The 11,833-nt window shown below is 71.3% G+C and carries 7 protein-coding genes; 5 read left to right on the top strand and 2 right to left on the bottom strand.

Going from position 1 to position 11,833, the window contains the following annotated elements:
* Positions 1–91: 91 nt before the first annotated feature.
* Together ACZ6J5_RS04745 and ACZ6J5_RS04740 are read right to left on the bottom strand one after the other, a co-directional pair.
* On the bottom strand, positions 92–4,321 hold the full coding sequence (locus ACZ6J5_RS04745) for a LamG-like jellyroll fold domain-containing protein (protein WP_469387622.1): 4,230 nt from the start codon (positions 4,319–4,321) through the stop codon (positions 92–94).
* Positions 4,322–4,813: 492 nt separating this feature from the next.
* Positions 4,814–5,983 (bottom strand): L,D-transpeptidase family protein, encoded by a 1,170-nt coding sequence (locus tag ACZ6J5_RS04740; protein ID WP_469387620.1) that lies wholly within the window; start codon positions 5,981–5,983, stop codon positions 4,814–4,816.
* Positions 5,984–6,192: 209 nt separating this feature from the next.
* Here ACZ6J5_RS04740 and ACZ6J5_RS04735 point away from each other — a divergent pair, with 209 nt between their 5' ends.
* The 5 genes from ACZ6J5_RS04735 (at position 6,193) to ACZ6J5_RS04715 (ending at position 11,821) form a co-directional block, all read left to right on the top strand.
* On the top strand, positions 6,193–7,371 hold the full coding sequence (locus tag ACZ6J5_RS04735; RefSeq protein ID WP_362475065.1) for a lipid II:glycine glycyltransferase FemX: 1,179 nt from the start codon (positions 6,193–6,195) through the stop codon (positions 7,369–7,371).
* On the top strand, positions 7,368–8,984 hold the full coding sequence (gene murJ, locus ACZ6J5_RS04730; RefSeq protein ID WP_469387618.1) for a murein biosynthesis integral membrane protein MurJ: 1,617 nt from the start codon (positions 7,368–7,370) through the stop codon (positions 8,982–8,984). The genes ACZ6J5_RS04735 and murJ overlap by 4 nt, the downstream gene beginning before the upstream one ends.
* A 94-nt stretch (positions 8,985–9,078) precedes the next feature.
* Entirely contained in the window at positions 9,079–9,765 is a 687-nt protein-coding gene (locus ACZ6J5_RS04725; protein ID WP_469387616.1) for a response regulator, read from the top strand.
* Positions 9,762–11,243 carry a sensor histidine kinase gene (locus ACZ6J5_RS04720; protein ID WP_469387614.1) on the top strand — a complete coding sequence of 494 codons (1,482 nt, stop codon included), beginning with the start codon at positions 9,762–9,764 and terminating at the stop codon, positions 11,241–11,243. Before ACZ6J5_RS04725 ends, ACZ6J5_RS04720 begins: the two co-directional genes overlap by 4 nt.
* Positions 11,240–11,821 carry a hypothetical protein gene (locus tag ACZ6J5_RS04715; RefSeq protein WP_469387612.1) on the top strand — a complete coding sequence of 194 codons (582 nt, stop codon included), beginning with the start codon at positions 11,240–11,242 and terminating at the stop codon, positions 11,819–11,821. The genes ACZ6J5_RS04720 and ACZ6J5_RS04715 overlap by 4 nt, the downstream gene beginning before the upstream one ends.
* Positions 11,822–11,833: the final 12 nt, after the last annotated feature.

Raw genomic sequence — 11,833 nt, 5'->3', positions numbered from 1 at the left:
AATCTCCGTCTGTCTAGATAGAGGCGTATGGGTGGGTTTCTCTTGGCGGGGGCCCTGGCGAGTGCAGGGCCCCCGGGGAGAGCGACAGGCCCTAGATGTCGGAACTCGGATCGTGGCCGGCGGTCCAGGTGAGGGCGGTCTGGCTGAGAACGCCGCTGTACACCCTGAGCTCGTCCACGGCACCGGCGAAGTGGTCATCGGTGGCCGCATACGTGGACCGGCCCACGCGCAGCCCGTCCGTGGACGCCCATGGAGACTCGTCCAGCATCACGGCGTCCTTCGGGCTGTTGCCGTCGACCCACAGGCGTGCCTCGTGTGTCGCCGCGTCGTAGGTCACGGCGATGTGGCTGCCGCCGGACAACGAGGCGTTGACGGCGGGGAGCGAGACGGTCGTGCGTCTGGCTCCCACGGCATCCGACGCCGCCACTTCCATCTGCCAGGCCTTCCCGGCCGCGTCGTAGCGGATGACGAGTCGGTCGGCGTGTGCTCCCGGCAGCGACAGAACGGTCTGGGACTTCGTCGGATCAGGCGTGGTCAGCCTGGCGCGGACGCCCACGGAGAAGCTGGAGTCGCTCGGTGTCACCGGTGTGTCCGTCTCGGCCCAGTCGTCGACTCCGTCCAGCAGCATGTCGGCGCTGCCGACCATCGCGGGAGTCCCCTCGGGGTCCGTGTTCATCGTGGGGCCGTGCAGGTTCAGCGCCTGGCCGCCGGAATGCACGTTCGGTACGGCCGTGGCGGTGGCGGTCTCGAAGTTCCAGTAGCCCTTGCGCGTGGGCTTCGTCGCGCGGAAGGCTTCGAGTTCACCGCTCGTGAGGACGCGGTTGTACACCCGCACGTCAGCCATGCGGCCCTTGAACCGGGTTCCGTCGATGCCGTCCTTCGTCGCGCGGCCGATCTGCAGGAGTGCCGCGTCCGAGGACACGGCCGGCCTCGCGGGCGCGACGTCGAGACTCGCGCCGACGTAGAGACGCAGCGAGGGGCCTCCGGCCGCCGTCGTGTCGTACTCGCCCAGCACATGCGCCCACTCGCCGGGCACGACCGTCGCGGAGGAGGTCACCGAAGCCGGTGCGTCGGCCTCGTCCGCGCCGCGAACGGAGAAGACCCAGGCCCCGGCGGCCGCCTGGTACCCCAGGGTGAGTCCATCCCGCTGTTCTCCGCTCTGGCTGACAACCGGCCGGTCCTCCGTCAGATCAGCGAGGTTGACCCACGCGCTCACGGTGAAACTGCGGCCCGGATCGACGATCGGTTTGCTCGTCTCCAGATAGGCCTGATCGGTCCCGTCGAACTCCGCTGAGACTGCGGCGCCCGGCCCCTGTTCCTTCACCCCGAAGGTCACTCCAGGGCCGGCCGCGGCAGGGCTGTTGCCCCAGCCGTCCTGAGCGGTCGTGCTGCCCGGCGCATCCCCGAGGCTCCACTGGCCGACCCGGCCGGAGTGGACGAAGAACGTGAAGGTGTTCGCGGCGCTGGTGTGACCGGCGCCGTCGAACGTGGACACCTCGACGGAATGGAGTCCGCCCGAGGCGGGGGTCCAGGAGAGTGTCACCGGTGCGCCCTTCACGGTCGCCACGGTGCGCCCGCCCTCGCCGTCGAAGGCGTACTTGTAGCCCACCACGTCCGTGTTCTTGGCCGTGAAGGTGAACTTCCCCGGCTTGCCGACTCCGTCGCGGAAGATCTCATCCTGCTTGTACGGATCGCCCGCGACATCGGGCATGTAGGGGACGCCCGAGTCTCGTCGTACGGCGCAGGTGCCGACGCCGTTGGCCGAGCTCCACGGCCCCCACGCCTCTCCGTCGTGCGCACGAGCCTGCCAGGTGATGGTGCTCGCGTCCGCGATCCCGTTACGGTCGCTCCAGTTACCGGAAAGGGGCTGCACCCCGCTGTCTCCGGAAAGGAAGGAGAGGTCGGCGACGTTGTCCGTCAGTTGATTGTTCAGGTGGAAGTAGCGCGTACCTGGGCGCCAGACTCCGACGGAGTCAGAACCATTCGCGTCCCAGTCCCCGACCACGGGGATGTCGTCCCCGCTGCCGTACGCCATCTCGTAACTGTTGCCACCCTTGCTGTTGGAATTGCGCAGGTAGAACATGATGTTGGACGGGCTTCGCATGCCGATCGTGTCGATGCCGTCGCCATTCCAGTCACCTGCGACGGGGGTCATGCCGGTGGCGCCGTACACGAAGGAGATATCGGCTATTTCGTTGGTCAGTTCGTTGTTCAGGTAGAAGTAGTGGTTGCCCGGACGCCACACCCCGAGGGTGTCGCGTCCGTCCCCGTCCCAGTCGCCCACGACGGGAAGGTCCCCGCGGTTTCCGAACCGCAGACTTCGGACGGCAGCACCCGCCGCGTTCGATTCGGACAGGTGGAACGTGCTGACGTCGGGCTCGTACATGGCGATCGTGTCGATGCCGTCGCCGTCCCAGTCCCCGACGAGCGGCACGGAGCCGGGGCCCTTGTAGCTGGCCGTCGCGTCGGCGACCCCGGTGCTGGCGGTGTTCCGCAGGTGGAAGACGCTGGTGGGATCGGTTTCCGGAGTGCCTGGATCGTCCTCCGCGGTTGAAGGCTGCCACACGCCGACTCCGGACATCAGTGCCTTCTGCGTCACCTTGTGGGTGAACAGTGTTCCTGGATTGGGCGACTTGTAGGCGGTGGTGAAGGTGTAGCTGTCGCTCGCTCCGGATGTCTTCTTGTAGAAGACCTGGAACTGCACCTTCACCTGATCCGTGTACGAAGCGGAGTGATCGGGGTCGGTCACCTGCGTCCGAAGCTCGGGCAGTTGGTCGCTGTAGGGCGCCTTGGCCGGATCCACGACGCACGGTCCACCTGGATTCGAGCTCATCTGCGCGGTCGTGATCTGGCGTGGCGGAGTGTTGTAGGTGACCGACAGGTAGGCGTTGCCGCAGATGCGCTTCCACCCGGAGTACGTCGTTTCGTCCTTCGCCTTGAGGCCGAGGGACATCGTCGACCAGCTGCCGGCCGCGGCAGCCGCCATCTCCGTCAACAACTCACCGTTGCTGAAATGGAGATTGGCCGCGCTCGGGCACGTGGTGGGAGAGATCTTCTGGTTGACCGTCATGAGGTAGTCGGACCAGTTCCCGGAAGTGTTCTCCCAGTTGCTGGACGGTGTGATCGTGTGGTTCGCCCCGCCGATCCGGTACAGGTCGATCGGCTCGGCCTTGGCGTCCGCCCAGTAGACGGCGCCCACGCGAGCGGAGAAGCTGGTGCTGATGATCTGTTTCTTGCTGTAGAAGCTCGTCGGGAAACTGAACAGCAGTCGCCGCACGCCGATGCCCGAGCATTCGGTGGGGTTGTAGTTGGAAGGGCACTTGCCCATTCCGGCGTGTCCCGAGAACTTCCAGTTCTGCGCGCGGGGCATGCCGGACATCACGGATGTCCAGGCATTGGTCCCGGTGGTGCGGGGGACGGGGTCGATGACCACTGGGTAGACCGTGTCCGGTCCGCGAAGCAGACGGGTGTCGGGGGTCAACGTCACCGAGTCGCCGCTGATGTCCAGCCCGACAGGGGCTTGACGACCCCCTCCCTCCTCGTTCGGTTCGAGCGCCTGCGCGGCGGACCGTTCCATGGAGCGGGGCGCTCGCGCCGCGGCCTGGGTGGCCGAGGAGTCCCACATCCTGGCCTGCGCGGCTTCGAATACGGTTCCCCCTACGGCGGAATCGGTGGCCTTGAGCGCTCCGTCAGCCGACTTGGCGACCGTCAAACCCTTCGTGGAAAGCCCGAGTTCGATGCTGTCGAGCTCAGGGTTGGCGGCTGCCTGGGCGTTCTTCACGACGAGGTAGTGGGCGAAGCCCTCGGCGTCGGCGCGAACAGCGAGGTCGACGCCGGGCAGTACTTCCTCGTAGCGGGCGGTGTTGCCGTCGACTCGCGGCTTCGGCAGCGGGGCGCCGGGCCAGGACAGCGCGTACTCGCGGCCGACTTTGCTCATGCGGGCGAACGGTCCCTGCCCCCCGTCGGAGAATTCCACGTCGACCGTGGCCGCGCCCGGTGACCAGCCGCCGTCGGCGCGTCTCACCAGGGTGTCGTCCACCGGAACCCATGCGTTGCCCCGCCGCGTGCGAATCGGCTGGGTGTACTCATGGGCGGTGAACGACCCGTCCGGATTGGCGAACACCTCACGCCGTTCCTGGCGGAGTCCGGTGACCTCGACCTTTTGGTCGCTCTCTTCGGCGGCGGCCTTCGCGACCGACTCGTCGAATGCGTGGCCGGCCGCGGCGGCCGCGGAGACCGCGGTGTCCTGGACCGGACCGCCCGATCCCGCCGCGGCGGCCGGCGAAGCCGCCGTGCCCCCTGCCGTCAATGCCGTCAGCATCGCTATGACGGCTCCGCGCGCCGCTCTGTGGCGACGTCTGTCCCTCCCCATAGGCCCCCCAGCCTCTGCGTGGCAAACGCGAAGTTTGCATGATCAGCCGAGAACGCTACCGAGGGGACGGGTGTTCGGCATGGGGGATTTAATGGCCACTCGAATCGAAAGCAGTCTTTGCAGTCATATGGGCCGGAGGGCGCTTCTGCGTCCAGGGAATCACCTGGGGCCTCGCGGGAAGCTGTCGCGTCGCGAAATCTCGCTTCACATGGCGAATAATACGGTTGTGGGTTGGTGGCTTCACTGCTGGGCCGGAGTGCGCGGTGCTGAGGATTTCCCAAGGAGTGAAGCGGCCGAATATGTCAGGTCACCGCTCCGGTATTGCTCACTCCGCAGAGTCGTCGGCGTGCGAGCCGCTGAATCTCAGCCATGGCTTCACAGGGCGGTGGCCTGAATTCCGCCCGCCACCATTGAGCGGATGGCGGCGGTTCACCCCCATGCTCACCCGCGCAGCGCGCTCTTCTTCTGCCAGGCCGTCCAGTCCACGTTCCACGCGCCGTAGCCGTTGCCCTCGGCGACGACGCCCTTGGTGTCCTTGCCGGTGATCTCGAAGGGGTCGCCCACGCGGGCCGAGGCGTAGAACGAGGTGGCGTTCTCGGTGCTCATGCCGATGCAACCGGAGCTCTTGTTGGCGTTGCCGAAATAGGCCGCGTTCCACGGGGCGGCGTGGGCGTACATGCCGGACCAGGTCAGGCGCATCGAGTAGTCGACGTCCTTGTTGTAGGCGTCGCCGAGGCCGACCGTCTCCGAGTTCATGTTGATCGTGCCCTCCTTCGCCATCAGGACGGCCGTGCCGCGCCAGGAGCGCTTGTCGCCGCCGGGGGTGCCGCCGGAGACGGGGATGGTGCGGACGGTCCGCCCGTCGCGGACCACGGTGAGCTTCTTGCGGTCCAGGTCGACCTTGATGACCTGCGCCTCGGCGGCGACGGTGAAGCCGGTGCGGTAGTCGCGGACGAACCAGCCGTCGCCGGAGTCCGTGCCGTTCAGGGTCGCGTCCAGGGTGACCTTGGTGCCGGGCTTCCAGTACGAGCGGGGGCGCCAGTCCGCGCGGTCCTTGCCCGAGTAGTCCTTGAGCCAGCCCCACGAACCCTCGGTGGGGTGGGAGGTGGTCACCTTCAACTGGCGTTCCACCGCCGCCTTGTCGGTGACGGGGCGGTCGAAGACGATCGACAGGGGCTGGGCGATGCCCACGGTGGTGTTCTTGCCGGGGGACAGGGTCAGCTTGTTGACCTTGTCGGCGGCGGGCGTCGAGAAGGACTTCCGGTCCTTGGCCTCCTTGCCGCCGGCGCCCCGCGAGGTCACCTCCACGGTGTACGTGGCGCCCGGCGCCGCCTTGCGGTCCGAGGCCCAGGACGCGCCGCCCGAGGCGGTGCGGCCCGCGAGTTCGGCGCCGTCCTCGTCGACCACCCGCACGGTCGCCAGGGTGCCGCCTGCGGCGGTCACCTTGATCGGCTGCCCGGCCGCCGGGGGCGTCACGGTCACCCGCGCGGGGGTGCCGTCGGAGGCCGCCTTCGGGGCCCCCGCCTGCGGGTCGGCCGCCGCCGTCGAGCAGGCGGTCAGCGACGCGGCCGCGATGAGGAACAGGGGGATGCGTATGTGGGTGCGCGGCACGGCACGGCCTCCTCGGGAGGGTGGAATCGGTGGGATGTACCGGACTGTAGGACCAGGTCAGAGGGGAATGCCCGGCTCCGGGGGCGTGTGACCGGCCCTGGTGAGAAACGGTCATCATCCGGTCACATTCCTCGCGCGGAGCGGTCAAGACCGGCTGTGAGCCTGCTGAGCGCCCCACCACCGAGGGGCGGAACCAGGAGGCCCTCGTTGTGTCAGCGCTGCTCGTGACGCCCGCGCCCGCCCGCCCCGCGACGACGCGGCTCGGCCCCGTCACGCCCGAGGTCTACCGCGCCTTCCTCACCGCCCGCGCCGCCGCACCCGGCGGGCCCAGCTTCCTGCAACTGCCGTCCTGGGCGCAGGTCAAGGACGGCTGGAGTCACCAACTCATCGGCTGGGGGCCCGAGTCCGGCGAGCTCAGCGGGGTCGCGCTGGTGCTGCTGCGCGCCTTCCCCGGCACCCGTAAGTACTTCGCGTACCTCCCCGAGGGGCCCGTCGCCGACTGGGCCGACCCGGACCTGGACGGCTGGCTCGGCCCGCTGCTCGGGCACCTGCGGGCCTCCGGCGTCTTCGCCGTGCGGATGGGCCCCGGGCCCGACTACCGCCGCTGGTCCGCCGCCACCCTCAAGGCGCACGCCGGGCCCGGCCGGCGCCTGTCCGACGTGCTGGCCAGCGAGGTCGACCCGCTGGGCTCGGCCGTCGCCGAACGGCTGCGGGCGCGCGGCTGGAAGCGCTGCGGCGGCGAGTCCGAGGACGGCGCCGACGCCCAGCCCCGCTTCGTCTACCAGGTGCCGCTCACCGGCCGCAGCTCCGACGACCTGTGGTCCGGGCTCAACCAGGAGTGGCGCCGCAACATCCGCAAGGCCCGCAAGTCGGGTGTCGAGGTGGTCCAGGGCTCCGCCGCCGACCTGCCCGAGTTCTACCGGCTGCTGCGGATCACCGAGGAGCGCGACGGCTTCCGGCTCGGCCGCTCCCTCGCGTACTACGAGCGGCAGTACGCCGTCCTCAACGCCGAGCACCCGGGCCGGATGAAGCTCTACCTGGCCCGCCACGAGGGCGAGGTGCTCGCCGCCCACACCATGATCACCGTGGGCCGGCGGGTCTGGTACCAGACCGGCGCCTCCGCCGACCACCGCCGCGAGGTGCGCCCCTCCAACGCCCTCCAGTGGCGCATGATGCTCGACGCCCACGCGGTCGGCGCGGACGTCTACGACCTGCGCGGGGTACCCTCCACCCTCGACCCGGACGAGCGCGCCCACGGGCTGCTCCGCTGGAAGCTGGGCACCGGCGGGCGGGTCGTCGAGACGCTGGGGGAGTGGGAGATTCCGTTGCCGGGCACGACCAACCACACGCTGTACCGCGCCTTCCAGGCGTATCTGGCCCGCCGGTGACGGCCACCCTGACGGAGAGACGCGCGCCGTCCGTCCTGCGCAGCGGCGCGCTCATGGCCGCCGGCTCGCTCGTCTCCCGCGCCACCGGCTTCGTCCGCTCCGCCGTCGTCGCGGCGGCCATCGGCACGGGCTTCGTCGCCGACGGCTACGCCGTGGGCAACTCCGTCCCCACGATCGTCTACATGCTGCTCCTCGGCGGCGCCCTCAACGCCGTCTTCGTCCCCGAACTGGTCAAGGCGGCCAAGGAACACGAGGACGGCGGCGCCGCCTACACCGACCGGCTGCTCACGATCTGCGCGCTCGCCCTCACGGTCCTCACCGGCGTCGCCGTGCTCGCGGCGCCCGCGATCGTCGACGCGTACACCGACTACACCGGCGCGCAGCGGGAGCTGACCGTCGCCTTCGCCCGGTCCTGCCTGCCGCAGATCTTCTTCCTCGGCCTGTTCACCCTGCTCGGCCAGGTCCTCAACGCGCGCGGCCGGTTCGGCGCCATGATGTGGACACCGGTCCTCAACAACGTCGTCGTGGTCGCCGTCTTCGGCCTCTTCCTCGTCGTCTCGGCGGGCGGCGAGCTCACCCCCGGCGAGACCGCGCTGCTCGGCTGGGGCACCACCGCGGGCATCGCCCTCCAGGCCCTCGCCCTGCTGCCCTCGCTCAAGGCGGCGGGCTTCCGCTGGCGGCCCCGCCTCGACTGGCGCGGCAGCGGACTGGGCGCGCCCCTGAAGGCGGCGGGCTGGCTGGTCCTCCTCGTCCTCACCAACCAGGCCGCGTACTGGGTGACGACGAAGGTCGCCACGGCGGCCGGCCAGCGCGCCGAGGGCGCCGGGCTCAGCGCGTACAACAACGCCTACCTGCTGTGGGCCGTCCCGCACGGCATCGTCACCGTCGCCCTGGTCACCGCCCTGCTGCCGCGCATGAGCGCGGCGGCGGCCGACGGCGACCTCACCGGGGTCCGCCGGGACGTGGCCTACGCGCAGCGCACCAGCATGGCGGCGATCGTCCCCGCCGCCTGCGCGCTGTTCGCCCTCGCCGTCCCGCTGATGGGCCTGGTCTTCGGCTACGGGCGCACCGACGCGGGCGCGGTCCGCTCGATGGCCTGGATCCTGATGGCCCTCGCGCCCGGCCTGATCGCCCTCTCCGGCCAGTACGTGTGCACCCGCGCCTTCTACGCGCTGCGCGACACCCGCACGCCCTTCCTCCTCAACCTGGTGATCGCGGGCCTCAACGCGGCCCTCGCCGTCTGCGCGTACGCCTTCCTGCCCGCCCGCTGGGCCGTGGCGGGCATGGCCGCGGGCTACTCCGCGGCCCTGTGGGCGGGCTGGGGCCTCACCGCGTACGTCCTCGGCCGCAGGCTCAAGGGCACCGGGCTCCCGGCCGCCGGGCCGTCGCCCGCCGCCGCGCTCGCCCGCCTCCTGCTCGCCGCCGTGCCCGCCGCCGGACTCGGGCTGCTCGCCGCCGACCGCACCACCGGCGTCCTGCCCTCCGGCGCGGCCGGTGCCCTCGGCGCCGTCGTCATCGTCGCCGTCTTCGCCCTGCTCGCCCGGCCCCTGGGTCTCACCGAGGTCCGGGCCCTGCTCACGGGCGCCCGCGCCCGGCTCACCCGGCGGCGCTGAGCCACCGCTCCGCACCGCCCCTCACGACCCGCTCCCCGCCGGGATCCCCTCCCCGGCGGGGAGCGCCTCCGACCGACCTTGGGATACTCCACGAATGCCACGCGTGCTGCTGATCGAAGACGACCCCTCCGTCCGCGAAGGTGTCGAGCTGGGGCTGCGGCGCCGCGGCCACGAGGTGCGCACCGCCGCGACCGGTGAGACCGGGCTCGCCGCGCTCCGCGACTTCCGCCCCGACCTGCTGCTGCTCGACCTCATGCTGCCCGGCATGAACGGCGTCCAGGTCTGCCGCCAGGTCCGCGAGACCAGCCAGCTCCCGATCATCATGCTCACCGCGCGCGGCGACGACTTCGACGTCGTCATCGGCCTGGAGGCGGGCGCCGACGACTACATCGTCAAGCCCGCCCGCACCGAGGTCATCGAGGCCCGCATCCGGGCCGTGCTGCGCCGCATCGAGGAGCCCGGCGGCGGCGCGCGGCCCTCCGTCGAGTTCCACGGCGAGCTCGCCGTCGACCGGGCCGGGCTCACCGTCGCCAAGAACGGCGAGCGGGTCGCGCTCGCCCCCTCCGAGCTCAAGCTGCTGCTCCACCTCAGCGCCGCCCCCGAGCAGGTCTTCAGCCGCCAGCAGCTCCTCGAACACGTCTGGGAGCACAGCTTCCACGGCGACGCCCGGCTCGTCGACGCCTGCGTCCGGCGGCTGCGCAACAAGATCGAGGACCCCCCCGGCGACCCCCGCTACATCCAGACCCTGCGCGGCTTCGGCTACCGCTTCGGACCCCTGTGAGAGCCCACGTCCCGGGCGGCGGACGGCACGCCGACGCCCGCCGCAGACGCCTGCGCCCCTTCGGGCTGCGCACCCGGCTCGTCCTCGCCTTCCTGCTGGTCGCCGCCGTCGGCTGCGGCACCACCGCCGCGCTCACCTACCGGGCCGCCCGCAACGCGATCCTGGAGCAGACCCAGAACACCGCCGTGACGGCCTTCCGCCAGCAGGTCGAGACCCTCACCACCCAGCTCCCCGTCAACCCGGACGGGCTGCGCACCGCCCTCCAGGGCATCGCCAAGCAGGGCAAGCCCCGCCCCTGGCGGGTGTACGCGGAATACGGCGACCTGCGGGTGTCCTCCACCGACCGCCCCGAGTCGAGCGTCCTCACCCCCGAACTGCGCCGCCGCGCCACCGCGATCGGCGCCACCCACGGCAGCTTCCAGCGTGTGGTCAAGGACGGCACCCCGTATCTGACCATCGCGGTCCCGGCGGTCTTCGGCGACTACTACCGGGGCTTCCCCGAGGGCAGCCCCACCGGGCTCGTGCTCTACGCGGTGATGGACCTCGGCGAGGAGGAGGCCAACGTCGAGGCCATGGTCACCGCCGCCCGCGACGGCGCCCTGCCCGCGCTGCTCGTCGCCCTGGTCCCGGCGCTGATCGCCTCCCGGAGCGTGCTGCGGCCGGTGCGCGAGCTGCGGGTCGCCGCGCACAGCATGGGCCGGGGCCGGCTGGACACCCGGATCCACGCCAAGGGCAGCGACGAACTCTCCGACCTGGCGCGCACCTTCAACGAGTCCGCCGCCGAGCTGGAACGTTCCGTCACCGAGCTGCGCAACGCCGAGGCGCGGGCCCGCCGCTTCGCCTCCGACGTCTCCCACGAGCTGCGCACCCCGCTGGCCGGGATGCTCGCCGTCACCGAGGTGCTCGACGAGGACGCGGGCGCCCTCGACTCCGACACCGCCCGCGCGGTCCGCCTGATCAGCGCCGAGACCGGCAAACTCGCCGTCCTCGTGGAGGACCTGATGGAGATCTCCCGCTTCGACGCCCGCGCCGCCGAGCTGCACACCGACGAGGTCGACGCGGCCGCCTCGGTCCGCAAGACCCTCCAGAACCGGCACTGGACCGACCCGGCGAAGATCGTCACCGAGCTCACCGACGGCCTCCGCGTCCCGCTCGACCCGCGCCGCTTCGACGTCGTCGTCGCCAACCTGGTCGGCAACGCCCTGCGGCACGGCGCCCCGCCCGTGACGGTCCGGGTGTACGCGGAGGGGGAGTGGCTCGTCACCGAGGTCGCCGACCGGGGTCCCGGCATCCCCGCCGACGTCCTGCCGCACGTCTTCGACCGCTTCTACAAGGCCGACGCGGCCCGCACCCGCTCGGCGGGCAGCGGGCTCGGCCTCGCGATCACCCTGGAGAACGTGCGGCTGCACGGTGGTACGGTCGTCGCCGCCGACCGCCCCGACGGCGGTGCCGTCTTCACCGTCAGGATCCCCCTGTGACTCCCGCCGCCCGCCGCTCCGCGCGGCGCCCGGCCGCCGCCGCCCTGCTGGCGCTGCTGGCGCTGGCCGGCTGCGGCATCCAGAAGAGCGACGTCGTGGAGGCGGGCGGCGGGGCGCCGGTCACGGTCAACCCGACCGGCAACCCCCGGATGCTGCTGTTCTTCGTGGGACGGGAAGGACGGCTGATGCCGGTCGCCCGGGACCTCTCCTTCAGCCGGATCATCGACGCCGGGACCGGTACCGAGATCACCAGCCCGCCCACCCACCGGATCGCCACCGACAAGGTGCTGGCCGCCCTCATCGACGGTCCGGACGCCACCGAGCGCGACGCGGGCCTCACCAGCCGGATCGAGTTCCACGGCGCGAGCACGCCGCACGTCGTCCGGCAGACCGGTGAGGACCTGCGACCGGCGCTGAGCATCCGGCTCGGCAAGGTCCGGGTCCGCGACCTCGACCCGGTCGCCGTGCGCCAGATCGTCTGCACCGCCTCCTACGCCGAGGACCTCGGCCGCGCGGCCGAGGTCGTCGTCGCGGGCGAGGACGGCCCGCTGCCCGCCACCCGCTGCGAGACGGACTGACCCCGGCGCGCC

It is taken from the genome of Streptomyces sp. NPDC042100, assembly GCF_055582325.1.
Note: the sequence above shows the minus strand (reverse complement) of the source record. Positions and strands in the feature narration are given on the sequence as shown.

What these genes read in the sequence shown, in the direction of transcription:
- ACZ6J5_RS04745 (WP_469387622.1), bottom strand. Translation starts at nt 4,321, where the DNA reads ATGCTGACGGCATTGACGGCAGGGGGCACGGCGGCTTCGCCGGCCGCC.
- ACZ6J5_RS04725 (WP_469387616.1), top strand. Translation starts at nt 9,079, where the DNA reads ATGCCACGCGTGCTGCTGATCGAAGACGACCCCTCCGTCCGCGAAGGT.